Below are 26,484 nucleotides of genomic sequence, written 5' to 3'. Positions count from 1 at the left end.
TCGGGCCGGAGTTCCCGACGGATTATTTTGCTTGCTATCGTACCACCAACCAGCCCTCGGAAAGGCCTGCTGATTCCCCGATTCAGTCCCTGCCCGGCATTCCATCGGCAACGGGCCTCAATAACATAGATTCAGCAACTGCCGCCGCCCGTTGTATGGGATCGTCGATTTCCTGTCCGCCAACGGCAACATCCACCACCATAGAGTCCGCCTCTATACCTGATTCTATACCAGACCCTGGCGATGATCGGCGCAGCCGCCGGGTTACTTCCTTCAAGTCTGCCTGCATCTTCGCACGGGCCGATGGATCATCCAATATCCGGGTGATCTCCGCCGCCACCGCGGGCCCGGCAAATTGATCTTGAATGAACTCGCGAATGACCTCGCGTCCGGCTACCAAATTGACGATGCTGAAAAAAGGCACTTTTACCAACCGCCGGCCCAACCACCAGCTCAGCCCGCTCACCCGATAGACAATGGCCATGGGCGTGCCCAGAATAGCGGTCTCCGTGGACGCCGTTCCGCTGGCCACAATGGCGGCCTGCGCGTGCCCCACCGCATCGTAAAACAAATTCTCGACAATGCGGACTTGCCCGGACATGCTCCCGAGCTGATTGCGCAACCAGTTTTCGGGCAATGTGGTGGCTGCCGGCAGGACAAACGCACAGGGCCGCTGGGCAGCGAGCAATCGGACGGCATCGAGCATGGGAGGCAAGTTAAGCTGCACTTCCTTGCGGCGGCTGCCGGGCAATAGCGCGACGATTGCCTGATCCGCGGCAATGCCCAACTTCTGGCGAAACTCTTCCGGATGCTGGCTGGGCCGCGCGCGGCTGGCCAGTGGATGACCGACAAATTCGGCGTTTACTCCAGCCTTCCGGAAAAATTCCTCTTCAAATGGGAACAGGCACATCAGACGATCCACATCGCGGCGGATATCCTTGAGCCTCCCTTTGCGCCATGCCCACACCTGTGGCGCCACGAAATAAAGCACCGGCACTCCGTATTTTTTTAGCTCATGTGCCAGACGAAGATTGAAATCCGGGAAGTCGATCAATATGGCAAGCTGCGGACGGCGTTCGCGGATGGCCCGCTTTAAATCTCGCAACGCACACCACGCGCGGGGCAATCCGGGAATCACCTCAACCAGTCCGACCATGGTGATGGTGCCGGCATCCACGATGGGTTGGCAGCCGGAAGCCTGCAGCCGCGGACCGGCGCAGCCGAAGAATTCGGCGTTGGGCCGTCGACTGCGCAGCGCGTCGACCAACATCGCTCCATACGAATCGCCGGAGGCCTCTCCGGCTGAGATGAACACGCGTGTTTGCTCCGCCACAGATCCGTGCCAATCCAGTTGCTGAGAATATTGCGGCCGAGGCCGCCTTGCGCCGAGTATTCATTATAGCCGCCAGCGCCGGTGCCGTGGCGGCCCGATGCTGGAGAATCGCGGGCGGGAGTGGATTCATAAAAAAAGGGAGAATCCTAATGATTCTCCCTTTCCCAGGCCTTTTTCAGGCATTTCATGTTGTGATCGTTCGCTTAACCGGAAAGCGGGGTTACATAACCCAATTGTCCGGAGCCTTGGGAAAACGTACCTCGGCGATTCGTTCGCCTTTTACCGTTGCGAACTCCGCCAGCACGGCCTTCGCGGAAACGGTACCCTCGCGATCGGAGACCTGGAGCGATGCCTCCAACTCCACTTCACGATTCCAGGCAAACCAAATGCAGTCTGCCGAGACGCGTTGCGTGATAATACGATCACAAAACTCCTGGCCGCCGGCATCCATGCCAGAAATATCGAACTGGAGCGTAAGACCCACGCTTTTTTCGCGGCGAACCTGCATGCGCTTTCCATCGGCCTTCGGACTGCTGAGGCGCGCCTGTTCCTCCAGCAGAGCCTGGGTCTCGCGAAGAATATCGCTGGATTTGCCCAGTATGTCAGTGGTGAAGCCGCGGGATTGCAGCGTCGGGCGGCGATTCGCGTCGAAGCGCTCCTGGAACCAGACCTCCAGTTCATTATGCAGACGAGTGGTAATGACGCCCATCTCCTCCGCGGAAACCTCCGGCATCACCAGCAGGAAAGATTCCGGGGTCCAGCGCAGCATGGAGTCGGTCTGGCGCGAGCGCGCCTTCACCTGCCGCGACAGTTCGGAGCCAAACTGCCGCCACTGCGGAGCAAGCGGCTGGCTGCCCATCTCCGACAGACTCAGTTCCAGAATGGAGATCGGCGCATGCAACCGGGCCGCCAGGCTGGCTTGCTGCGTCAGAATTTCGCGACAGACCTCCGGGTGATGGAAATCCACCACCGGGTTGAACCGCCGAGCCATGTTAATGGACTCCTCTTCCAGAGCCGTCACCAGTACCGCGCGCTGGCTGCGGACCACAGACCATTCTTTGCCGATGAGATAAGTAACCGTCAGAAACATCATCGAAGAGAATCCTGCGATGAGCAGGGTGGGGCGGGTCAGCCAATGGGCCAGATCAGGGTTATTCATCATCTGCCCCTGCAGCACCAACGCAATCCCGATCGACAGGACTACGATTACCGCGATGGCCGTAATCCGCAGCGACCGGCCCATCCGCAATAGCACATCCCAAGAACCAGTGGATCTCTCTGTCGAGACCTCTATGTTGGACATATTTACGCTCCCGTTATTAGTTGCCATAACTATTCATTCTCACGATTACGCTTTGCCTGTCCCGCTCTCTCGCGGAACAATTAATTGAGCCAAGCGGGGCGCGCCGCTCCATCCACTTCGGTGTATCCTGACCCAGCCCATCCTGACCCGGCCCATGCTGAGTAGCCCAATGGCGGCTTTGGCGGCGCAGAAATATTCAGGTCTGGCAACTCGATCCGCCCCAGCTTTGCCAGCATCACCGCGCGAGAAATCACGTTTTCCAGTTCACGAACGTTTCCCGGCCAGTTGTGCCTCAGCAGGGCCTGCTGGGCCTCCGGTGAAATCTCTGGTATCGGAGCGGCCACTTCGCCGCTTGCGCCACCTTGCATACGACGGCTGAGAAAATGCTGGACGAGCAAGGGTATATCTTCCACTCGATCGCGCAGGGCGGGAATCTGTATGGTTTCTTTCGCCAGCAGACGCAACAGGCCGGGGTGAAACTCTCCCTGCCCCAGCTCGAACCGGCTGGTGGCCACGATGCGCACGGGAAAATCCTTGCGCACGGCCTTTCTCACCAGAATCCACGATGCCAGCTTCTGCTGGGCGCGACGGGGCAGATCGCTGATCTCGTCGAGCAGCAGTACTCCTGGTCTCGTGAATCCCAATAGTTCGACGGCGTTGATCCCTTCGGTGGCGACCGCCTCTGCTTTTGCTTCACCCTCGGGCCGAGCATCTCCAACAATGGGGCCTAAAACACCCTGCTCCCCAAACAACTCAGCGGCGCGATCTTCGGTCAGTCCGCAACATCGGTAGACCATCATGGGCTGGTAATTTTTATTGATGCCAGCCTTCTCCGCGAGGGAATGCAACGCGCTGGCGACCAACTCTTTGCCCGCTCCCACAGGGCCGGTAATTAGCACAGGGTCAGCGGTCAGTGCCAGGCGCTGTAGTTGCTCATAAATGACCGCCATCCGCAGACTGCTTCCGACCATGCCTTCAAAAGTCACTTCATTTCCCCTGCTCGCCCACAGACTCTGTTCACGACGACGCGTGGCACGAAATCCCAGAAGGTCCATATCTCTTGCCAGATTGGCGTAATCCAGCGGCCAGGTCAGACAGTTGTACACCCCGGCGCGAAATGCCGCTGCCGCATATTCAGGCTCATCCGCGGGTCCGACCAAAATCGATTCGGTGCCTGGTGTCAGTGTGCGCAGCATACGCGCCGCATCCAACATCACACCTCGCCGTGCGGTGGCATCCGTTTCCAGCCAGATGGCGATCGGCGCCTGGCTGGCCACAGCCGCCTCCAAAGCCCGTCCGGGCGAACGCACCGGAATAGGCTCATACTCAAATGCGGAAAGGAACCGGGTTATCTCCTCCATCCGGTCGGTGGAGACACCGCATACCAATACCTTCACGCCAGCCTTGAGCGAACCCAAGTGGATGGGCTCTTCCGCGTTCATAACCGCCTCCGCCTCTGCCAACTCAATCCTATCCATCGGCTGAGCTCGGCGATTGTTCAGGTGAAATTAAGCGACTGGCGTATGTCCGCACGGCCATGCTACCAAATGCCTTCCGCGTAAGCTCCGGGCATCGCCCCAGACTCGGTTGACTGACTATTAACAACTCCCAGATGATTGCTAAAGAGGCAGAAGAGGGGTACGTCAGCACACCAGGTAACTCTATGAAGTCAAACGCGGGATTGGACAATCACGGCTAATATCGGGAGAGGCATGGAGCGCCGCGGGTTGCTACGCGGTCCACACTGATTTATGCTGTATTCCCACGAGTTATGCAGAAACAGACGACACCCATTTGCCCACTATGCGACGGTACCGGCTGGCGCCCCGTAGACCGCGGCGGACTGCGCGCGGTGGAAGCGTGCTCCTGCCGCACCCAGCCACGCAGCGCCGCCTGGTGGATGGAGCAGGCGCAGATTCCACCGCGCTTCCGCAACTGCGACTTCGAAGACTTTCAGCCGATGGGCAACTCTTCGCTGGAGATGGCCAAAATGAAGGCCCAGAGTTTCGCCAAGCAGTATCCGCTCGTCGAGAAGGGACTGCTGCTGCTCGGCAATCCGGGCGTCGGCAAAACTCATCTTATGGTGGCAACCTTGCGGGAATTGATGCTTACTAAAAACCTCAATTGTCTGTTCTGCTCATTCCCGGACATGCTGGAGAAGCTGCAGGAAAGCTATGACCCTATCTCGCAGCTGAGCAAGGCGGAGATACTCGAACCCATCCTGCATACCGACGTGGTGGCCATCGACGACCTCGGCGCGCGGCGCATCTCCGATTGGGTGGAAGACACCGTTACCTACATCCTGAATTTCCGCTACAACCAGAAGAAAGCCACGCTGCTCACCACAAATCTCCCCGAGAGCTCGGCTGAATCGGCCTACGCGGCGCCAGCCTACGCGGGGTCTGGTCGCAGCCCCTCCGGCAAATATCGCGTTGCCGACACGCTGCAGGAGCGCATCGGCATCCGCGTCTACTCGCGCCTGTTCGAGATGTGCGAACGCGTGACGATAAATGCCAGCGACTTCCGCCAGGACGTGCAACAACACGCCCGCCGCTTCGTCTAGGCAGCGCAAACCGAGCCGCGCGCGTAAGGGAGCGGACACCTAAGACGGCACGGCCATGCTGAATCGCGCGCAAGCCAGGGTTATCGAAACAAAATCATCGACAAAATGGACTGGGGAGACTTCGAGCGAGTCCGCTCGCTTACGCGCGCGGATCTGTTAACGCACAGTGCTCTGCCGGAAGCAGTCCGTGGTGTGGTCGTTGACCATGCCGGTGGCCTGCATGAATGCGTAGCAGATGGTCGAGCCGACGAATCGAAAGCCGCGCTTCATCAGCGCCTTGCTCATGGCGTCGGACTCGGGTGAGGTGGCCGGAACTTGCTTCATTGAAGTAAAGCTGTGTTGAATGGGCTGGCCGCCCACAAACTGCCAGAGATATTCGTTGAACGAACCGGTCTCGTCCAGCACACGCAAGAATGCCTGCGCGTTCGAGATGGTGGCCGAAATCTTCAGCCGGTTGCGAATGATGCCGGGATTGCCCATCAGTCGCGCGGCGTCAACGGCTCCATACTGTGCGATGCGTTGTGGATTGAAGCTGTGGAATGCGCGGCGATATTCTTCGCGCTTATTCAGCACGGTCTGCCAGGAGAGTCCCGCTTGGGCGCCTTCCAGGATCAGGAACTCAAACAATAGCAGATCGTCGTGGATCGGCACGCCCCACTCGCGGTCGTGATACTCGATCACCAGCGCATTGCCGGACATCGCAGCCCAGGCGCAGCGCGTGAGATGGGTGTTCTTCACGATGAAGCTTTCTCCAGGATACACTCCATGCCAGTTAAGAAAATGGAATTGCGTAATGGCCCTAAAATTCGGACAGGGAGTTGGCTACCAAACCGCGCGGGGAAAGTGCTTATGAATGTTTTCGTCCGCGGTGATTAACTGCGCGGCTCCCGCCTTGGCATTAGCCACGATGAGCCGGTCAAAAGGATCGCGGCTCCAGGCTTCCTTCAGCGCACAATCAACGATGGTGCGAAAGGGGAGGTCGCAGACCTTCAACCCCAAATCCCGTTCCAGCACCGAGATGATAATCGCCGCCGATGGGCGCAGCCTGCCGATCTCATGCAACAATTCCACCTCGAGGACCGCTGCGGCTGAGGCCAGCAGATCATGCTTTTCCAGCGCGCGTCTCGCGGCGGGACTCAGTTTTTCGGAGTTGCCAAAATACAACCACACCAGAACGTGGGCATCCAGATAGATCACTGCAACTCCGTCCAATACTTCGACCAGTCCATCCCGACAATATCATCGGGGTCGCCGATGAAGCCAGATCGCTTTTTCAGCCGCGCCAGTTTTGACGGGCGATTTTCGGCGACAATTTTCACCACCGTGCCCTTGCGCAAAACCTCCACGGGCGTCCCTTTCTCCGCCACCTCGTCGAGAATCCGGTAAATATTTTCCCGCAGCTTGGATGCCGTAATGCGCATGGAACGTCTCCTGCCAGCCAACCTATTACTGGATGAGCATACCATACGTACGTGCTTTTATCCATAACGTACGCCATCGGAACATTGCGGGTCTTCTGAATGGGAATGGGAAAATGCCGAAATTACTGGCGGAGAGGGAGGGATTCGAACCCTCGGTACAGGTTTTGCCCGTACGACGGTTTAGCAAACCGTTGCTTTCGGCCACTCAGCCACCTCTCCGCGGGGGCGTCAGACGCTTGCTCTAAGACAAGCGTCCGCGTGTCTGCAAGCATTCTATCAGAACCACGCATGGGCCGCCAGCGGAACCCGGTTATTTGAAATAACGGTCAGCGAATAAGGGATAGGATGTCAGCCCTACTCGGCCAACTCCAGTTCAATTCGCTTGGTGGCTGCGTCGAGCTTGACGATGCGGAAGCTGCGGATTTGCCCCGTGCTGGCGGCCTCCGGTTGAGCAGCGGCGACGCCACTGCCCACCTTCCAGCGGGCATTCAGCATGGACGTCAAGGAGGAAAGGTCCGCAACGACCGGTGCCGAAGCCTCCGGTTTTTGCGCCGGAGCTGCATCCATCCGGTAAACGCCTTGCACGCCTTCGCCCAATTCCACGCGCGCCTCGGCACCGCTGGACTTCTTCATGCGACCGGTGACCACGTCGCCTTCCTTGTGTTCGGCGATATATTCATCGGCGTGGCTGGGGACTAGCTGCTTCATGCTCAGACGCAGGGACCGCTTGATGGTGTCCACTTCCAGCACCTGCGCCTTGATGACCTGCCCCACATGCAACTCATCGCGGGGATGGTCTAGCCGTTTCTCCGCGCTGATCTCGCTGATGTGAATCATCCCTTCCACGCCCTCAGCTACCTGCACGAATGCGCCAAACTTGGTCAGACTCATCACTGGGCCTTCGACCTCCGAGCCTGCGGCGAAGCGCTCTGCCACCTCGGCCCAGGGATCGCCCAGCGCCTGCTTCAGGCCCAGCGAGATACGCCGTTCGGGGACTTGCACGCCGAGGATAACCACCTCGACCGTCTCTCCGACCTTCACCACGTCGCCGGGATTGCGCACGCGCTTCGACCAGGCCATCTCGGAGATGTGGATCAGTCCCTCGATGCCCGGCTCCAGTTGCACGAACGCGCCGAAGTCAGCAATGCGCGTTACCGTGCCGCGCACGCGCTCGCCGGCTTTGAACTTGGCGGCCACCTGATCCCAGGGATGCGGCAGAAGCTGCTTCATGCCCAGCGAGATACGCCCTTTGGCGATGTCCACTTTGAGCACCTTGGCGTCTATCTGCTGGCCGATGGTTAGCACATCGGAAGGTTTGCTGATGCGCGACCAGGCGATATCGCTGACGTGCAGCAGGCCATCCACGCCGCCAATATTCACAAATGCACCGTAGTCGGCGATGCTGCTGATCTCGCCATGAACGATGTCGCCTTCGCGAATTTCGCCGTAGCGGCGGTCCTTGGCGGCGCGCTCTTCTTCTTCGGAGACAGCACGGCGATCCACCACGACATCTTCATCGGCCACGTCGAGCTTGCTGATGCGGCAGCGAATCTGTTGCCCGACCAATTTCTCCATTTCGGCGGCATCGCGCGTGCCGCTGCGCGAGGCGGGCATGAAGGCGCGCACGCCCACATCCACGCTCAGGCCACCCTTGATGACCGCTGTAACCGTCCCAGCGATGATGGCTTTCTCGGCAAAAGCCTTTTCGAGCGAACTCCAATCCGTCGTTCGCGCAACCCGCCCACGCGCCAGCTTCAGATAACCCTCGGGATCACGACCGGTGATGGTCACCTGCACCTGATCGCCGGGCTTCACGCTTTCGCCCGTGCGCGCAAACTCCGCCAGCGGGACGATGCCCTCCTCCTTGCGCCCGATGTCGAAGATCACCGCATCGGCGGTGATGGCAACCACCGTGCCGGTAAGCCCCGCGCCGGGTTCGTTGCGCTTACGCGGGTTGCTCTTCTCGTATTGCGAGAAAAGCTCGCTGAATGATTCTTCCGGCTCCGCTGGCGGCTCGGTGAATGGCTTTGCGGGCACTGCCACGGGCGGTTTGGCCACGGCAGGCGCTGGAGTGGGAGTGGGCGTTACCTGAAGATCAGGCAGGTTCATTTCAGGGATGTTCGCATCTGACATGGATTGGGTTAGCCTTCGTTTAGTTTAGTGGTGCGCGAAACATTCTATCGTTTGTTGCGGGACTTCCGCAATCAAGTGGTGACACACGCCGGTCGTGGTTCTTGCTGCAGATCCCAGGCCACCAGACGCGCCTGGGAGAACTCAGCCATTTTTCCCCTCCAGCACCGCCCAGCGCGCATATTGCTTTTCCAGAGACTTCTCGGCCTCGTCCACTTCGGCGCAAAGTCGCAGCAGGCGGGGCGCATCACTCTGGACTGCCGGATCGGCCAGCGTGGCGCGCGTTGCTTCAAGTCCTCGCTCCGCCTCGGCAATGCTGCTCTCCAAGGCCGCAAACTCGCGCGCTTCCATATAGGAGAGCTTCTTCTTGGCGGCCCGCTGAGGGTCAACCGGAGCAGAACGCGCAGACTGGGTTGCCAAATTATTGGCCCCGGCTTTTTTCTCTTGCAACTGCTGCCACACGTCCCATTGCGAATAGTCGGCGAATGGTTCCACCTGCCCCAGCCCATCGAGGCCCAGCACGGTGTTTGAAACGCGGTCCAGCATGTAGCGGTCATGCGTTACCAGCACCAGCGCTCCTGCAAACTCCAGCAGGCTCTCTTCCAGAATTTCCAAAGTGGGGATATCCAGATCGTTGGTCGGCTCATCGAGCAAGAGGATGTCAGCCGGCTGAAGCATGAGCTGCGCGATTAAAACGCGCGCCCGCTCGCCACCCGACAGCCGCCCGACGGGCTGGTTCAAGTCCTCGCCATTAAAGAGAAATCGCGCTGCCCATGCGGCCACGTGAACGACGCGATCCTGATAGATCACCGAGTCGCTGTCCGGCGCCAAAGCGCGGCGCAACGGCACGTTGGGATCGAGCGACCGGTTTTGATCGAAGTAGACGATGCGCAGTGCATCGGCCCGTTTAATCGCGCCGCTCGATGGCCGGATCTCTCCCTGCAAGAGCCGCAGTAGTGTGGTCTTGCCGCTCCCGTTCGGACCCACCAGCCCCACGCGCATCTGCGATCGAAACGTAAAATCCAGCCCCTCGAACAGCGTGCGTCCGCCAATGGAATAGTGAACACCTGCAAGCTCGATTAGGTCCTTGGTTCTGCGATCCGTCGCGGCAAAATCGATTTTGGCGGTGGCAACGCGGCTGCGCGAATTCAGGTCCGCGAGTTCCTGAATCATTTCGTGCGCTCTATCAATCCGCGCCTTGGCCTTGGTTGCCCGGGCCTTGGGGCCCCGGCGCAGCCATTCACTCTCGGTGCGCACGCGGTTCTCCACAGCGTCCTGCCGCTTGCCCTGCGCATGAATGTATTCCGCTTTGGCCTCCAGAAACTGGCTGTAGTTTCCGTCAACGCGCAGCAACCCATCCACATAGATGCGATTGAGTTCCACAACTTCGGTGGCTATGTTTTCGAGAAAATAACGATCATGGCTGACCACCACGCAGGCGAATGGCGCGCTCTGCAGAAGCGATTCGAGCCACTTGATTCCTGCCAGGTCCAGATGATTCGTCGGCTCGTCGAGCAGCAGAATGTCCGGCGCCTGAACCAGCGCCTCAGCGATGGCCAGCCGTTTGCGCCAGCCTCCCGACAACTCCGTGGCCTTGGTATCCAAATCCTTGAAACCGGCGCGGGCCAGCGCATCGACTGCCCGGAAAGGCAGCCCCTCAATAGTTTCGGCGGTCGCGGCCTTGTGATTGAGAGCGCGCTCGACTATGGATCGAACGGTATCGCCGGAGGCGAACTCCGAAATCTGCGCGACATAGCTGACCTTCGTCCGCTTGCGTACGGCCACCTCCCCGGTGTCCGGCAGGACCCGGCCAAAGAGGATTTCGAGCAGTGTCGATTTGCCGGAGCCATTAGGACCGATGATGCCGATCCGATTGCCTTCCGCCACGGTGAACGAAACATTCTGGAAGAGCGGCGCGCTGCCATACCTCTTCGAAATATCCTTGGCACTAATAATCGGATTCAAGTTGCTGATCTTCTCTCGCGGTAAACGCGCTCTTTAAGAATTGATACCCGTAGGGGAATGGCCTGCCCTCCGAAGCCACCGGCGTGGGATGACAGAGGAACGAGTCGAGAGCGAACCCTCTTTCAGTATGCTAACAGGGAATAATGCAGGGAAACCAGCCTCTCTAGCCACTTATAGCCCCTCCCTGTTGAGAATGCGAGTGATTGCCGCGCTCTTCACCCCCCTAAAACCGCCGAAATTGCTGGCTGGCTATTTGCCAATAAATGGTGCTTGCAGCAGGCAGATTGGTGACAGGTCAAAAATTGCACATTGCCATTAACAATATGGTAAGGTAAAGGCGTACAAGCACATTAGTTGGTAAGCGGGAGCAGTTTTCATGAGTGCCTTCCAGAGCCTGAGACTTGGCCCTACTGATCGAGGGGAGAGAACACTTCCAAGCATCTGTTCCATCACCAGAATGATTGCTATGGCGGGAGTGCTGGCAGTACCTTCCCTTTTAGCGGCGGCCGGCCAGCAACCCGACAATTCCGCTACAGGGGGAGTATCTGCGAATCGCGCGATGGTGAATCGCTACTGTGTAACCTGCCACAACGAGAAGCTGCGCACCGCCGAGCTTACCCTGGACAAGCTGAATGTGGACCGTATAGCCGAAAGCCCGGAATCCTGGGAAAAGGTGTTGAGAAAATTGCGCTTGGGCGCCATGCCGCCGGTTGGTGCGCCTCGGCCTGACAAACCAAATTATAGTGCCTTGGTATCCTACCTGGAATCGGAGTTGGACAAGCTGGCTGCGGCAGCCCCCAATCCCGGACGGCCTACCGTCCATCGCCTCAACCGCGCGGAATATACCAACGCGATCCGGGATATTTTAGATTTGGAGATTGACGGCGCAACGCTGCTGCCCGCCGATGTCGCCGAGTACGGCTTCGACAATATGGGTGATGTTCTATCAGTATCGCCGGTTCTGATGGAACGATATATGTTGGCGGCGGGCAAGGTCGTTCGCATGGCCATCGGCGATGCCAACGCGCGCCCCGCCGCTGAGACCTACCAACTTTCAAAAATGACCAAGCAGGACTTGAGCCAGGACGACCGGATGAGCGAGGATTTGCCATTCGGATCGCGCGGAGGCACGGCGATTCGCCACCATTTTCCAGCCGATGGCGAGTACGTTGTCAAGATTCGCTTGCAGAGAAACATTGAAGGCTATATCCGAGGCATGGCGGATGCTCATCAACTGGATGTCCGGCTGGATGGGACGCGCATCAAACTGCTGACCATTGGGGGCGAACAGCATGGCCGCTCCGGTCCGATTTTCACCAAAAACCAGGAATACGACTATCGCGGTGACCTGGCTCAGACCGGATACGAATTTACGGCGGATGAGATTTTAGAGGCACGCTTTACGGCCGGGGTGGGCACGCACACGATTGGCGTAACCTTCCTGAAGCAGACGGTGATGCCCGTGGGCCGCCTGGTTCCGCACATGCCCATCAGCGAAATTGATCAGTACAAAGGTGGCAATCCCGCGGTCGAGAGCGTCGTCGTTACCGGTCCCTATGCCGGGAAGGGCGTGGGGGATGCTGCCGGCCGCCGCAGGATATTCACGTGCCAGCCCGCTCGCGCAGCCGACGAAGAACCCTGCGCGAGGAATATTCTCTCGACCATGGCGCGTCGCGCTTACCGGCGGCCCGTGAGCGAGGATGAGGTCAAGAGTCTGCTCAGCCTATACCAATCTGGCCGGAGCGATGGCGGATTTGAAGAAGGAATCGCCATGGCGATCGAGAGCATTTTTGCCGGGCCGGATTTTCTCTTCCGCATTGAAAGCGACCCGCCAAAAGCAACGCCAAATACCGTTTATCGAGTCAGTGATCTGGAGTTAGCTTCCCGCCTGTCTTTCTTCTTGTGGAGCAGCGTCCCCGATGATCCGCTGTTGGACCTAGCGGAACGGGGGCGGCTCAAGGAGCCGGCGGTGCTGGAGCAGCAGGTGCGGCGCATGCTCGCCGATCCCCGCTCCAAGGCATTGGTGAGCAACTTCGCCGGGCAGTGGCTGTATATGCGCAGCGTGAGCCAACTGTCTCCCGATCCATCGTTATTTCCGGAATTCGACGGCGAGTTGCGCGAGGCATTCCGGAGCGAACTGGAGTTGTTTTTTGAGAACATGCTGCGCGAGGATCGCCCGGCGTTGCAGATGCTGACCGCCGACTACACTTTTGTCAATGAACGGCTGGCCCGGCACTACGGTATTCCGAATGTTTACGGCAGCCATTTCCGGCAGGTTGCAGTTACGGATGAGGCCCGGAAGGGATTGTTGGCCAAGGGCGGAATACTTGCTGTAACGTCCTATGGCAACCGCACCTCTCCCGTGTTACGCGGCAAGTGGGTGCTCGAGCAGATGCTGGGCATGCCCCCGCCGCCCCCGCCGCCCGATGTCCCCCCGCTGGACGACAAGAATAAAGATGGCAAGCCGCTCACCATGCGTCAGATGATGGAGCAGCATCGCGCCAATCCAGCCTGTGCGAGTTGCCACAAGCTGATGGACCCCATCGGATTCGCTCTGGAAAACTTCGACGCCGTGGGCGCGTGGCGAACCACGGAGGGGAAAGCTGCGGCCCCTGTGGATGTCTCCGGACAACTGTTTGATGGCAACAAGTTTGAGAATTACAGCCAGTTTCGTCAGGTGCTGTTGAGCCATTCCGATCAATTCATGTCTACTGCAACTGAAAAACTGCTTACCTACGCGCTGGGGCGAGGGTTGGAGAACTACGATGCACCGGCGGTTCGCAAGATAGTTGGGGAGGCAGCTCGCAGCGAGTATCGCTGGTCGTCGCTGATCCTCGGAGTAGTAAAGAGTACGCCGTTTCAAATGAGGAGGTCTCGAACGTTATGACAGCGATATTCAAAAAGGCCATTCCCCGCCGCACTTTCCTGCGCGGCGCTGGAGCCACATTGGCATTGCCGTTGCTCGATTCCATGATCCCGGCGCTGGCGGCGGCATCCGCGCCCACGGTTCGCGTGGGATACATATACCTCCCGCTGGGCAGGATCATGAGCAAGTGGACTCCGGCAACTGAAGGGCCGGGTTTTGAAATGACTCCCACGCTGGCGCCTCTGACGCCGTTCCGCGATCAGCTTACGGTGATCAGCGGACTGAACATCAAGGCCGCCGACCCTCGGCTAAACGAAGGCGGCGGAAACCACGCGCGACCCTGCGCCACGTATCTGACCGGCATCCACCCGGGTGCCCGGACTGCCGCGGCGGGAATTTCTGTGGACCAGATCATTGCCGCCGAATTCGGCAAGCATACCCAACTGGCTTCACTGGAACTGGGCATGGACCCCGCCGAGTTCGTGGGTGAGGCTGACGGCACCTATGCAGGCTACTACCGCAGCACGGTCTCCTGGCGCAGCGGCACCGTCCCACTGCTAACGGAAGACAATCCTCGCAGGGTATTTGAGCGCATGTTCGGAGATACTGACACCACCAACCCAGCCGAGCGCATCCGCCGCATCAGCAGGCAGCGCAGCATACTGGATGCCGTGATGGGGCGAGTGAATCACCTGATGACCACCGTGGGGCCGAGCGACGGACAGAAAATCACAGAGTATCTGGACGCTGTCCGTGATGTGGAACGGCGCATCCAGGTAGCTGAGACGACGGCCTCGGTGTCCGGAGAGCCTCCGGCCATGGAGCGTCCCGCAGGCATTCCAGCCACCTATGCCGAACATGCCCGGCTGATGTTTGACCTGATGTTGCTGGCTTACCAGACGGATCTCACCCGCGTGATTACTTTCATGATGGGGCACGAAGGAACCAATCGGCCCTATCGGGAAATCGGGGCGCACGACGGCCATCACTCCCTGTCGCATCATAAGGATGACCCGGGGACGGTCGCGATCGTCGAGAAGATCGATCTGTACCATTCTCAACTTGTCGCCGGTTTCCTCGAGAAGTTGCGGGCTACCCCCGATGCGGGCGGCTCATTGTTGGATCATTCCATCTTCGTCTGTGGCAGCGCTCTGGGCAACGCCAACCTGCATCTGCATAATGACATTCCTATCGCTCTGGTGGGCGGGGGAGCGGGTAAACTCAAGGGTGGTCGGCACCTGGTGTATCGCGGCCTGCCTCTGTCGAACTTACATTTGACGACGCTGGATATGTTGGGGGTCCCTGATACCGCCTTCCTGATTCCCCATGACAGTGACGCCACCGGAAGGCTGGAAGGCATCGTGTAACGCAAGGCCGCGGCTGCCAGCGCAGCCCGGGAGGGAACATGAGCAGGTTGACAAGACTTATCGCATCGTATGGTCTCAAGGCAACTATCAGCGCCATTTTGTGCGCAGGCAGCGCCGTTTTGTGCGCGGGCAGACTGCTGGCCGCCAGCGGCGAGGTGCGGCTAATTGAGGCCGTAAAACATGGCGACAAAGCAGCGGTAGATTCTCTCCTTACCGAAAAAACAGACGTAAACCTGCCCCAGCCCGATGGCTCTACGGCGCTCGCCTGGGCCGCGCATCGCGACGACACGGCTACCGCCGAACAGCTCATTCGCGCCGGTGCCGATGTAAACAAGACCAACGATTATGGCGTAACTCCGCTCGCGCTTGCTTGCACCAATCGCAACGCGGCCATGATCCAGAAACTGCTGAGCGCCGGCGCCAATCCCAGCGCCAAGCTTTGGAACGGCGAGACGGTGCTGATGACCTGCGTCCGCACGGGCAGCCTGGATGGAGTGAAATTGCTCCTGGCCCGCGGAGCGGACGTGAACGCCAAGGAAAACATTGAAGACCAGACGGCATTGATGTGGGCAGCCGCCACCAGGAGTTCGGAGATTACTCGAGCGCTGATCGAGCGCGGAGCCAACGTCCACGCCCGCTCCAAGCTCATTCCGCTGCCTGAGCCGTTCATCATTAAAAACGAACAGGTCTTCGGCAGCAACTATCGGCCTACTGTTCACTTCCCCCGCTCCAAGGGCGGATTCACTCCATTGATGTTCGCAGCGAGAGAAGGGGATTTGGAATCCGCCCGCCTCTTGCTGGAAGCGGGCGCGAATGTAAACGAGGCAACCGAAGAGGAAGGTTCGGTTCTAATCGTGGCCAGTGCGAGCGGCCATGAGAAGCTGGCCATCTTCCTGCTGGAAAATGGTGCCGACCCGAACGTAAAGGATGGCTATGGAGTCGCCCCCATCCACTACTCACTGCATGACGGACTTTTGACGCTGGCCAGCGCTCTGAAACTTCCCACCGATGACCTGGGCTGGGAGCGGCCCAACATGCCCGGCCTGCTGAAGGCGCTCATGGCTCGTGGAGCCGATCCCAACACACGCATTGAAAAGAATTTCCCCAATCTCGAATACCCCTTCCTCGCGCGCGGCGGGGAGGATCATCCACAAATTGAGTTAGCCAGCGCAACCCCGTTCATGTTGGCAGCGGCTTCGGGCGACGTGGCCGCCATGCGCACTCTGGTGGAAGGGCGAGCCGATCCCAAGGTAGTTACTTCCGAAGGCGTCTCTTCGCTGCTGGTGGCGTCTGGGTTGGGCACGGAACGCGGACGCCGGGACGAAAAGGGAGCGATTGAAGCGCTGAAGCTAGTGATGGCGCTGGACCCCAACGCCGACGTGAATGGAGCAGCGAAAGGCGGCATCTACGGTGACGGTCGAACCGCGCTGCACGCTGCGGCTTATCTTGGATGGAACGACATGATCAAGTTTTTGGCGGAAAAGGGAGCCAACCTGGACGTCAAGGACATGTACGGCATGACCCCGCTGGAGATCGCCCTCGGTGATCCGGAAGGCCGTTTATACCGGAACCTCCCCGGCGGCCGTTACGACGACCGCTTCCGTAGACCAGCGTTTCGCGTAAACAAAGTGACTTCCGAACTCCTGGTAAAACTGGGAGCCACTCCATTCACGGGAAAGTTCCGGGAACGCACCGGCGAGTAGCTTGGCCCACCGACCAGATCCCCTGAAGGAAGGCGGATCAGCGTCTAATACATACCCACCTAAAAGAGTTCTCTAATTCATTGGCGGAGAGCGTGGGACACCGATCGAACATTGCTAGCCAGGCCATCCAATCCATCTCTGGTTGCAGCGCCCACCATTTACTTTTGAACCAACTGAACGACAAAAAACGGTCTCGTGGCTGGCTCCTCGTTGCTGAACCGATCCGGGATTCGATTCCTAGTGCTCGTGCTCCCCGGACATCTCAGCGACAGCCTCCTGGCGCCGGCCTATTTTTATGGCCTCCTGCTCCTTGCCCTGCTTCTTATAGGCGTCGTAGAGGGCTTCCAGGGTTGGCAGCAGACTGGCGGCAAAGATACCGTCGTTGGTTTCCTGAATCACAACGACGCGCTCCCAAATGCGGCTGGCTTCGCCATAGTGTTCCTGCGCTAGGTGCGCCAGCGCCAGGTTATTCAGCGTGGGGACTAGGAAGGCACTATCTGGACCGAGCGACTTCTCATCGAGAGAGAGCGAGCGTTCGAGCAACTTCTGGGCTTCCGCGGGACGGTCCTGCAGAGCATTGAGGCCGGCCAGGCTGCTCAATACCGGTGCAAGACTGGGGTGGTCCTTCCCCAACTTGTTTTCCCGAATCGAGAGCGAAAGGCGGAACAGGATATCCGCCTGCTTAAAATTCCGTTGCTGCATGTAAATGGGCGCCAGCGCACTTACGCTGCGCTCCAGTTCCATATCCTGCAAGCCGAAATGCTTCTCGCGAATCTGCCAGGATCGCTTCAGGTGCGCTTCGGCTCCGGCGAGATCTGCCTTCTTCTGTGCTAGGATTCCGAGATTGTAGAAACTGAAAGCCAGTTCAGGAGCATCCTTCCCGAACACGCGCTCGCGGGTCTCGATCGAACGCTTCAGCAGCGCCTCAGCCTGCGGATACTGTTTCTGTGCGTCGTAAACCGCTGCCAGGCGGTTGACGCTGGCGTCAACGCTGGGATCATTGAGGCCGAAGGCTTTCCCCCGAATGGCCAGGGAGCGCTGCAAAAGTTTTGTCGCGGAGACCAAGTGTGATTCATGCTCGTGGGCTTCGCCCGCTGCCGGGCCCGCTTCCTGGGAATGGTCCGCTGCGTGGGCGGGGTCTGCCTGCGGCGCTTCTTCCCCCTCACTCAGCCTATGTTCTTCCTGATGGAAACCGGCCAGCGTATCCAAGGCGTTTGCCACCGACGGGCTGTCCGGGCCCTGGCCTTTTTCAAGAACGCTGATGAGTCGTGTATAGAGAGAAACCGCTTCCTCGACGTTCCCTTGGGAGCGCTGGAAAGAGGCCATCAGGTTTAACGTGTTAGCCAGGCGCTGATCTCCTGGACCAAACTTTTCCGCCTCGCCCAGCGCACTGCCCAAAGCAAACGAGACATCCTTGGGGCTGTCGGCCTTGAGCGCGGCCGACGCAGCCTCCATGTGCCGCTTCCATGCCTCCTCATTAGCCTGCGCCGGGGCCTGCGCCTGAAGCCCTGCCGGAAGCACCCCTACCGTGAGCAACAGCAGACATAACGGCACGGTCATTTGCCAGGTCATTCCCCTCTTGGCCTTTCGCATGGAAATCCCCTTCCTTCTTTCTGCGTTACTGCGGCTGCCCGGTTGTGCCGGATACATCAAATCGAGAAAAGGGGGACATTGGAAAACATGTCCCCCTCTCCCCTTCATTTACTCATTGGTTGGTACTCATAGGGTGGCATCCTGAAAACGGATGCTATCCTTAATTCATTACTACCGGTACTTCACCCTCGTTATATTCTTCCTTGAACTCGAACTTGACCTGCGGGCCAACCGGCTGCGTGCCAAGTTCGGTCGCGAACTCCTGCCGCAGAATCACGGTCTTGCCGCCGACCACGGTCATCAAGGGGAATACCGTTGGAATCTCAGCCACAGGAATGGTGAGATAGTCCTTGTTGTACACCACGAAGTCAGCCAGCTTGCCGACCTCGAGCGTCCCGATCTCCTTCTCTTTCAGCACGTAGTACGAAGGGAAGACGGTGATCATCTTCAGCGCTAATTCCCGGCTGACGGCCTCTTCCGGCGCGACCATGTCCCCGCGGTTATTCTTGCGGGTAATCGCCTGGATTCCCTGTGCCCACAGCGTCGGGCCTTCGCCGGTTTCGGTGCGGAGTTCAAACTCCAGAGTCGCCATTACGCCCCCGTCAATAATGCTTTTCATGGGAGCAATGCGGTTGGCGTGCTGCTTTCCATAAACACTCAGCCAGGGATAGCTGCGGTTGATAAACGCAATATCGCAACTGACGATCCACTTGAAGTTTGCCATGCGCGCCAATTGCTCTTTGCGGGGATAGAAACCACAGTGATCGGAGGTCATCCGCAGATCCTGAAAGTACTTTAGAGTGATCTCTTTGTTCTCCTTCATCACCTGGTCCATGATGTCCATGACGTAGTCCACGGGCTTATCCCCGTAGACATGGTTGATGATGTACCGATAGCGATTCTCGAGCGCCGTCTTAATCGCCTTCGCGTATTGATTACCGGGTTGCAGGAAACATTTCTCCGCAGCCTTGGCCGTCGGAGCCGCTTCCATGGTGGTGCAGATCGAGGGAGGCCCACCGTCCAGCGCGCCAAGGGTCATGCCGACGCTCCAATAGTGGTTGTCTCCAACGCCCCCGAGGGACCCCGTGTGCAGGAAGCAGCCGGGGACATTGCTTTCCACCAACTGACACAGCCGATGTGCCCATCCGAAACGAATCGGCATACGCCCTTCCTTGCGGAGCAGGTCGTAGGCGGGCATGAACCGCAGGCCGACGATGTGGGAGGAGAACGTCGTAATTCCGTTGGCGGCGGCGCTCTTCATGCCATGCTCCATGGCATTGGCCAGTTCGCCGATATTGTTCTCGAAGTACGCATCAGAGATCCTGGTGCGATTGATGGTAACGGCGTGCTGGACGGCATTCTCCAGGTTCTCATCGGTTGGTTCCACGCCATAATAGGTGAGCAGCTGGTCGCGGGCGGCGGTATTCAACTTGTATTCCACATTCGCGGAAACCCAGACTGGCCGATCCGGAGCCCAGGTATCGAGCATCTCGCGCGTCAAGGAGTCTGAGCGCAGGTAGGGCATCCCGATGTCCGTCCCGCCAGGGACGCTGATGTCCGCCCAGGTTTCCTTCGGCAGGCCTGACATGCCTTCCTTGACAGCCAGTTCGATTCCTTTGGTCAAATCTGCATACGTCTTTCCTTCTACGGAAATCCTCTTGGCCAGATGGGCGTACTTGTCCGTATTGGTCCGGGCCCACCAGGAATACGCATGGTTGTGGAGGTGCGTGTGCGAGTCGATGACTCCGGGGATCACCATGCGGCCTTTCAGGTCAATCTTCCTGGTATTAGGTCCGGCATAGGTAAGCAGTTCCGCGCTGGTCCCCAGAAACTGGATGCGCTCGCCGCGGATGGCCATGGCCTCGTACTTGGTCCCCAGTTCACTGGTCAATGAGGGGTTATCTACAGAAACAATCTTGCCGTTGTAGACAATGAGGTCCGGGTAGGCTTGCTGTGCCAACTTCGCCGGCATGCTTACCTGCTGGGCTTGCACGCTGGCCCCAAAAGACACTGCCAAAGCGGCCAATAACCCCGCTCGCAGAATATTGCTGATCATTCGATAAACTCCTTTCGCCAAAGGCGGATCAATCAAAATTTACTTACCAAAGTGCTTCCAATGCGGAATATCCGAAAGACTTCAGAAACCGAGAGAACAATCTTCCCAGCATGATAAGACGACCCAAACCATGTTTCGGTTTCACCGGGTTGCTTCCCCCGGACAAGACGACTGAAGCTCAACGATGGGCGCAGTCGGCTATTCGGACCTAGTCTACGAAATCAGCCATTGAATGTATAGTGCTCTTTTTTGGAAAAGCTGGATTGCCGAACTGATATCTGCCGAAGCTTTTGGTGCATGGGATCAGAACTTGCAAGATGATAGAGCAAGAGTGACGGACCTCCCTAAAATGGACCGAAATGACGGATGATTTCGGACGAAGTGCTCGGCTCCTCCCCATTGGGGCCGCGATTTGTGATTATCCGGAAAACATCGAACGCATCACCCGGGCCATGCCAGATGGCGAGCTGATTGGACAACTGCCGTACACCATCTCGACCGTTCCTGACGCGTTGCCGCTACTGGTTCCATCGAATGCCGATTCTGGCGATTGAATTCAAGACTGCCGGAAGTAGTGCGCCACACCTTACACTGCGGCAAGAGCGCCCTGTGCATTGAGTTCTCTAGCGAGAATTTCCTTGAGCATGTCTGGGATTTCCAGCACAGCTCGACTGTTTTGGTTCGCAGTGTTCCCGTGGAACCGAGAATACTTTTGTGGGTCCAGCATCTCGCGGATGGCTGGCACGACATGCCGAAAGCTCTCAACAACCAGACCCACTTCGTTTTCGAGTATCCACTCTGTGTTGTACCGCTCCTGCGGTAGGGTCAACGCGTTCCGCTGAACGATGACTGGCAATTTCATCAGGAGAGCTTCGCTAACACTGCCCGGCCCGGGTTTCCCAATAAAAAAGTCTGCCAAGCTCATGTAGTAAGGGATTTCCCTGGTGAATCCCTCCACAAATTGGGGCTTGTGGTTGGCAAGTTGCTTGAGTTTCTCAGCCAACCCGACGTTATGGCCGCACATATAAATCATCTGTACTGGGAGATCGCATTGATTGACACGGCTGGCGACCTCCAGCATCACCTCAGAGCCCTGTCCGCCAAACATCACGAGCGCTGTGGGCAGCGACTCCTTCAGCCCAAGGCGCCGTCTTTCTTCCTGGCGGTCAATCCGAACAGGCTCATAAAACCGCGGATGAACGATCATTCCGGAACTGCGATAGATATGGCTCTCCGCAATTCCCGCCTCGCGAGCTTGCTGAGCAGCCTTTTCAGATCCGCAGACAACATACTGATCCTGCGACTCGATCCAGAAGTGCGGCGGGAAGTCTGCGATATCCGTCAGGATGGTGACAAATGGAACCCCTCCGCCAGCGAGGCTCTCTTTCAGCGCCCGATTAAAATGCGGCACGAGCGAAACAACTAAATCAGGCTGGGACCGCGCCCAGTGATCGCGCAGCAAACCGACTTCTTCATCATGGTAATGCCGCACCGCTGCCTGTAGTACCTTCAGCAATTGGGCTGATCCAAGAGTCCAACCCTTCTTCAAAATTGCATTATAGGTGTCCTGAATACGAACGCCTGTCAACTTGCGAATGAAATCAAGGGGGTCCAAAATCTCCTGCAAATTCACCATTCGGGTCTGCCAAAGCAGCTGCTGCCGGGCGATTACTTCGCAGAGTGCCGTGGCAGAGCTACGGTGGCCTCCCCCGGCATCGAAATACACAAAATCTACGGCGGTCATGAGATTAAATATACGCTGCAAATACTACCAATAGGTTGCCGGAAGGTCGTGCTGGTGTTCCGACGCCCCATGCACGATAATGCACACCGCAAACGGATCATCCTCGAGACAAAGGTTTGGCCTTCGCCACTGCGCTTGCCCCGCCGAGGTGCCAAATGCCGCACTATTTTGCGGGAATTGTTCACACGCCAGCAACGCTGCTGCAACGCCAATTGGCTATTTTTATGGGACAGTGCACGACCAAACTACCGCGGAGGTGGCGGTCCTTGGCTGGCTCACCGTTGCAAGTCTCCGAAAAGCTATTCGCTCCTATCGAGAGTTCCAGTGCCGCAGCAGGCACGGCGGTTCTTGACCGCCCTTCCATTTTCCCGGGTTCTGCTTCGACCGGGCTGACTCTATAGCGGAGGAACGAGTCAAGTGCGAACCATCTCTCCGCCTGCTAACAGGGAAAAATACAGGGAATTTAGACAAATGGAAGCCTGCTAAGGCGCCTCCACGCCCAGTTTCATAACCAATTCGCTCATATTTGCGAAAATCCTGCCAGAGAATTAGCAGGGATTTACGAATGTATTTCAGGACACAGGAGCGCCGAGATAACGGTGAATCTGGTAAAGCTGGTTCAAGTAGACAATAGTGCCTTCCACATCGTCGCACTGCTCACACAGCAGTAGCGCTTTTTCGGTTGCTTCACGTGCGGGCTGCGGTTTGCCTATCTGGAACAGGCATCCGCCCAAAGGTCATTGGCAAATACGTATCGACTGCCGCTCCCTCCCATCCCTCTACGATTGCCAGTTGCGGATGGAGAAAATCCAGAGCCTCCTCATACAGTAAATCGGCGATAAGCGAATCTGCCTACTGCAACTTGCTGGCCCATTGCACATGCCGACGGCCGGAGCAATGGAAACCTCGAACAACGGCACGAAATTATTTCGATCCTTTCGAGACGACCTTCATGAAATCGGACCAGGGAACAACGCGGCCATGAATAGGCGCGATCTGGGAGATATCAAGCTTTAACCTTTCTACGTTTCTCAGGAACGTAATATTTGAGTCATTCGGAGTAGGAGTCGAAACATTCGGTGCGGGCGGCGTGAATAAGTCGGCTTCAATCACGAGTTTCTCCTTGGGAAGGTAGGCGATCATCATCCCCGCCACATGATCGAGACCCTGCATGACATACAACTCGAGGTTTCGCGTGCCGTCGCTCAATACATAATTTTCCCTGAATGTCTCAAAAGTATATCCTTCCGCGACTTCTTCAGGTGGGTAGAGGGATAGCCGGTCTGGTTTGAGGAGCCACTGCTTCTCAGTTACCAACTCTTCGTAGTACGCCCGGTTTCCGCTATAGGTTATTACCGTAGCCCCTTCGTGAATGTAGGAACGCATACCACCCAAGTGGTCCCAATGGTGATGCGTATTCACTAGAAACCGAATCGGCTTATTGGGTATCAGCTTGTAGATTTCATCTATCACTGCAAGAGATCGCTCTTCATTCAGGGGGCCTTCCACTACTGCGATATAGTCCTTGAACTCAATGGCTACGCTATTATGCGAACCGCCGCCGAGAAACCATACGCCGTCGGCGAGCTTCTGAGATTCAACACGAACCGGCGGAATAACAGCCTGCTGCACATCTGCGGGAACGTCAACAGCGGCCTTCGGCGGATTGGGTAGGACATTCGTGATGGCCTCAAGGCCAAACGCATGATCACCGCCACTCACGTTGGGTAGTCGCCCGTTATCATCATGATCCTGATGGTGATGCCAACGGGTTGGAAATGTAATGCCATTGAAATCCTTGAAGTTGCTGTAGATTATTTCGTAGTACATGTCACCGACCACCGGATTCGGAATCCACGTTTGCACGCGGATGACTCGATTCTGATCATCGATCGTCCCATTCAACCGGTACTTGCCGAGCGCCGTGAACGACACGATTGTGACTTTTTGACCGCTGTATTCGTGGCGCTTAATCACTTTCGCGTTGTTTGCCGCGGCAGCTTTTAGAAAACCGTATGGAGTCATCCAGATATCCAACTGGCGAATCTCGGCGACGGCCGGTTCAGGAGTCACTCGACTCCCGTCCAGGCGCCAGGCATGACTTCCGTTCACCAGCAGTGAGTAGCGCTGCTCCCCGATGATCGGCGTTCCGCCGCCGCCTTTCGGCTTGTAACGATCTTCGGGATTAATCAACTGCACGCGAGTGATATCCTCTTTCGATGTCTTAGCCTCGAAATCAAGGGTGCGCGTATAGCCAATGATCTTGAAGCGCGGCCAGTCCATATCAGGGCTGAAGCTCTGGCCCGTCCCACCATTCCAACCGGTTCCGGAGAATTGCAATGACTTGAGATTGGCAACCCCCATAGCCTTTTCAGCTGCCTGAAGAATACTCTTGGCATCTTGCGCTGAAGCAGCGCTGATGCTCATGATTAACATGCTAACCAGCAATAGGATTCTATTTTTCACGTCAGTCTATCTCCTCAACTCTGAATATTTGTGCAGTGAATGGATGATTCGCAAAAGGAAAGTACCGACTGCTTTGCCGCGAGTCAGTGCGGAATAAAGTCTTCTACTTCCCGGTGGCCAATTCGCGCAGCAGCTTGGCCGTCGGCTCAGGTGGATTCAAGGAATACTCATCTGTTTCGACTTCACCTGCTTCCACCATTTCCAAAGGAGTACGTCCCTTCTTATTCTTCGCGCCCAGATTCGCGCCTTTACCAACCAGATAGCGAATCAATTCGAGCGAGCCGACGGAAGCTGCTTCGTGCAGCGCAGTCTGCCCGTCCTTATCGGCTCCGTTGATATCCACGCCAAGCCGCAAGGCCAGATCCGAGGCCTCCATGGCCTGCTTCGGCCGTTTTGCCGCCAGCAATACAATCGCCAGCAACGGGTTCATCAGGTCTTTTGAAACGGTGCGTGGATTGGCTCCACCTTCAGCCAGCACCTGCATGAGATGAACGTCGGCTGACGCGGCTGCCAGGAAAAATGGAGTAGTTCCTGTCGAACATCCATCAGATGCGGTTCCCGCAGCCCTTTGATGTATCCCTGCTCATCCCGCTGCAAGGTGATTCGAATGATGTATTCGCCATCCAGGGGAAACCGATGGGAGACGGCGAGCCCCCCGCGTGACCCGAAGGGAAGCTGCTCGCTCATGCGGCTTTCCTGAATCAAACCACGGGAAACGCTGTAAGTCTCCGCGACCGGCCGGAAAACGGGATCGCCTATGGCCAGTCTGCTGATTCTGCCTCCGGCAATCATGTACCTCTCCATCAAGACCGGGGACAGGGAGAGAACCTCGCCGTTGTTGTCGAAGCCATGATCAGCAGAATCAGTTGGAAGCAATGATTGGGAATCAATCTCCAGACCAAGCAAATCGCGAATGGCGTTGGAATATTCAGCCCGATTCAAGCGGTGGATTGCCGTTGGCCTGCCAGGATTGGGGCTCTGCGCCGCCGCCCGGTCCAGTGCTGCTTCCAGATAAGCGGCTAATTCCGTGAGCGCCGCGGGCTCCGGCCTGGGCATTCCGCCCGGGGGCATCTGTCCTGCCCGCAGCTTGCGGATCACTTTTTCCCATAATCCCGCATGGTCAACCGGTTGCGCCACATCTTCACCATCAAGCATCAAACCAGCCGTCTGGAGCTTTGAATTGTGACAACTGACACAATACTGATTGATCAATTTCTGACGGGAGGAAACACTGACTTCTTGCGCTGGAGCCGCAAGCGCCCTGACAGGTGAGAGTGCAACGACGCCAAGCAGAAGGCTAGACCAGATTAGGCATCGTATGCTAACCCTAAAGCATCTGGCCCTAAACGGTTTGCAGCACTTAGCCAAGAAACCTGCGCGCTTCCCCCAAACAAGCGGCGCTCCTTAGGAGCTAACCTATTGCCTAGTCCAGACAGTCCTTTAACTATCGCCGTTATACCAACATCCCCTTAATAAGTCAACAAGATTGCGGAACCTCCTTCAACAGCACGAGGCATCATCTAACCACTTCATCCCAAATAACTTCCCTGATTCATCTAACCTAGCCGCCAACTGGCTCAACGGCCATTTTCCAGACCTAGAAGCGGACTCGCAGCGACAGTTGTATCTTTCGCGCAGTGCTCACTGTTCGGGTGGGCCTGCTTGCGGAAGCCAGCGCGTTTTCTACATTGGCCACACCCGCGTACGCCGTTCCGCTCGGCTGGGCAGAATTGGCGCGATTAAGCCATCTGCTACTGGCAGTGCTTCCGCAATCAATTGTTGGTGGCTAAGCCATATCTTATTAAAACCAATACGCTTATTTTGGATTTTCGGTGTTGGAGACCTACTGTTTGCAAAAATTGCCATTAAGGATCATAAAATCAGTAAATTGCGATGATCTGACCAACAGTAGATTGCGGAAGCACCGCTTTTCCAAAGTGGGCAACCGGGGCTGCGAGTCACTGAAAAAAATTG

Annotated in this window: 18 protein-coding genes and 1 tRNA gene; 4 read left to right on the top strand and 15 right to left on the bottom strand. The window is 57.4% G+C overall.

Going from position 1 to position 26,484, the window contains the following annotated elements:
* Positions 1–82: 82 nt before the first annotated feature.
* The 3 genes from EXQ56_04460 to EXQ56_04450 all read right to left on the bottom strand — a co-directional run bounded on the left by EXQ56_04460 (position 83) and on the right by EXQ56_04450 (position 4,114).
* Positions 83–1,393, bottom strand: coding sequence for a lipid-A-disaccharide synthase (locus EXQ56_04460; GenBank protein ID MSO19704.1), 1,311 nt, complete (start codon positions 1,391–1,393; stop codon positions 83–85).
* Positions 1,394–1,553: 160 nt separating this feature from the next.
* On the bottom strand, positions 1,554–2,636 hold the full coding sequence (locus EXQ56_04455) for a hypothetical protein (GenBank protein MSO19703.1): 1,083 nt from the start codon (positions 2,634–2,636) through the stop codon (positions 1,554–1,556).
* 80 nt (positions 2,637–2,716) lie between these two features.
* A complete protein-coding gene (locus tag EXQ56_04450) occupies positions 2,717–4,114 on the bottom strand; it encodes a sigma-54-dependent Fis family transcriptional regulator (GenBank protein MSO19702.1) in 1,398 nt (465 codons plus the stop codon).
* Between the two features lie 293 nt (positions 4,115–4,407).
* Between EXQ56_04450 and EXQ56_04445 the strand changes: the two genes are divergently transcribed.
* Positions 4,408–5,199 carry an AAA family ATPase gene (locus tag EXQ56_04445; protein MSO19701.1) on the top strand — a complete coding sequence of 264 codons (792 nt, stop codon included), beginning with the start codon at positions 4,408–4,410 and terminating at the stop codon, positions 5,197–5,199.
* 156 nt (positions 5,200–5,355) lie between these two features.
* Here the strand turns inward: EXQ56_04445 and EXQ56_04440 are convergent, their stop codons facing one another.
* The 6 genes from EXQ56_04440 to EXQ56_04415 form a co-directional block, all read right to left on the bottom strand.
* Positions 5,356–5,898 carry a DNA-3-methyladenine glycosylase I gene (locus tag EXQ56_04440; GenBank protein MSO19700.1) on the bottom strand — a complete coding sequence of 181 codons (543 nt, stop codon included), beginning with the start codon at positions 5,896–5,898 and terminating at the stop codon, positions 5,356–5,358.
* A 123-nt stretch (positions 5,899–6,021) separates the two neighbouring features.
* Positions 6,022–6,423: a PIN domain-containing protein gene (locus EXQ56_04435; protein MSO19699.1), complete on the bottom strand. Its 402-nt coding sequence runs from the start codon at positions 6,421–6,423 to the stop codon at positions 6,022–6,024.
* On the bottom strand, positions 6,393–6,665 hold the full coding sequence (locus tag EXQ56_04430) for a type II toxin-antitoxin system Phd/YefM family antitoxin (protein ID MSO19698.1): 273 nt from the start codon (positions 6,663–6,665) through the stop codon (positions 6,393–6,395). The genes EXQ56_04435 and EXQ56_04430 overlap by 31 nt, the downstream gene beginning before the upstream one ends.
* A gap of 81 nt (positions 6,666–6,746) precedes the next feature.
* A tRNA-Ser gene (locus tag EXQ56_04425) sits at positions 6,747–6,839 on the bottom strand.
* Positions 6,840–6,974: 135 nt separating this feature from the next.
* On the bottom strand, positions 6,975–8,729 hold the full coding sequence (locus EXQ56_04420; protein MSO19697.1) for a 30S ribosomal protein S1: 1,755 nt from the start codon (positions 8,727–8,729) through the stop codon (positions 6,975–6,977).
* Positions 8,730–8,894: 165 nt separating this feature from the next.
* Positions 8,895–10,715: an ABC transporter ATP-binding protein gene (locus EXQ56_04415; protein ID MSO19696.1), complete on the bottom strand. Its 1,821-nt coding sequence runs from the start codon at positions 10,713–10,715 to the stop codon at positions 8,895–8,897.
* A gap of 376 nt (positions 10,716–11,091) precedes the next feature.
* On the opposite strand from EXQ56_04415, the gene EXQ56_04410 reads away from it, so the two are divergent.
* From EXQ56_04410 to EXQ56_04400, 3 genes are read left to right on the top strand one after another with little or no spacing between them, the layout of a single operon-like run.
* Positions 11,092–13,602, top strand: a complete 2,511-nt coding sequence (locus EXQ56_04410; GenBank protein ID MSO19695.1) for a DUF1592 domain-containing protein — start codon at positions 11,092–11,094, stop codon at positions 13,600–13,602.
* Positions 13,599–14,948, top strand: coding sequence for a DUF1552 domain-containing protein (locus EXQ56_04405; protein ID MSO19694.1), 1,350 nt, complete (start codon positions 13,599–13,601; stop codon positions 14,946–14,948). Before EXQ56_04410 ends, EXQ56_04405 begins: the two co-directional genes overlap by 4 nt.
* Before the next feature lie 38 nt (positions 14,949–14,986).
* Positions 14,987–16,651, top strand: a complete 1,665-nt coding sequence (locus EXQ56_04400) for an ankyrin repeat domain-containing protein (protein ID MSO19693.1) — start codon at positions 14,987–14,989, stop codon at positions 16,649–16,651.
* 237 nt (positions 16,652–16,888) lie between these two features.
* Here the strand turns inward: EXQ56_04400 and EXQ56_04395 are convergent, their stop codons facing one another.
* The 6 genes from EXQ56_04395 to EXQ56_04370 all read right to left on the bottom strand — a co-directional run bounded on the left by EXQ56_04395 (position 16,889) and on the right by EXQ56_04370 (position 25,722).
* Complete coding sequence (locus tag EXQ56_04395) at positions 16,889–18,352, bottom strand: tetratricopeptide repeat protein (protein MSO19692.1); 1,464 nt, start codon at positions 18,350–18,352, stop codon at positions 16,889–16,891.
* A 52-nt stretch (positions 18,353–18,404) separates the two neighbouring features.
* Positions 18,405–20,300 (bottom strand): hypothetical protein, encoded by a 1,896-nt coding sequence (locus tag EXQ56_04390; protein ID MSO19691.1) that lies wholly within the window; start codon positions 20,298–20,300, stop codon positions 18,405–18,407.
* Positions 20,301–20,886: 586 nt separating this feature from the next.
* On the bottom strand, positions 20,887–22,044 hold the full coding sequence (locus tag EXQ56_04385; protein ID MSO19690.1) for a galactosyldiacylglycerol synthase: 1,158 nt from the start codon (positions 22,042–22,044) through the stop codon (positions 20,887–20,889).
* 924 nt (positions 22,045–22,968) lie between these two features.
* Positions 22,969–24,510 (bottom strand): MBL fold metallo-hydrolase, encoded by a 1,542-nt coding sequence (locus tag EXQ56_04380; protein MSO19689.1) that lies wholly within the window; start codon positions 24,508–24,510, stop codon positions 22,969–22,971.
* 103 nt (positions 24,511–24,613) lie between these two features.
* Entirely contained in the window at positions 24,614–24,994 is a 381-nt protein-coding gene (locus tag EXQ56_04375; GenBank protein MSO19688.1) for an ankyrin repeat domain-containing protein, read from the bottom strand.
* Positions 24,940–25,722, bottom strand: a complete 783-nt coding sequence (locus tag EXQ56_04370; protein MSO19687.1) for a DUF1587 domain-containing protein — start codon at positions 25,720–25,722, stop codon at positions 24,940–24,942. The genes EXQ56_04375 and EXQ56_04370 overlap by 55 nt, the downstream gene beginning before the upstream one ends.
* Between the last annotated feature and the right edge of the window lie 762 nt (positions 25,723–26,484).

Source organism: Acidobacteriota bacterium, assembly GCA_009691245.1.
Taxonomy (GTDB): domain Bacteria; phylum Acidobacteriota; class Terriglobia; order 2-12-FULL-54-10; family 2-12-FULL-54-10; genus SHUM01.
The sequence above is the reverse complement of the archived record's forward strand: the minus strand, read 5'-3'. Positions and strand labels throughout refer to the sequence as shown.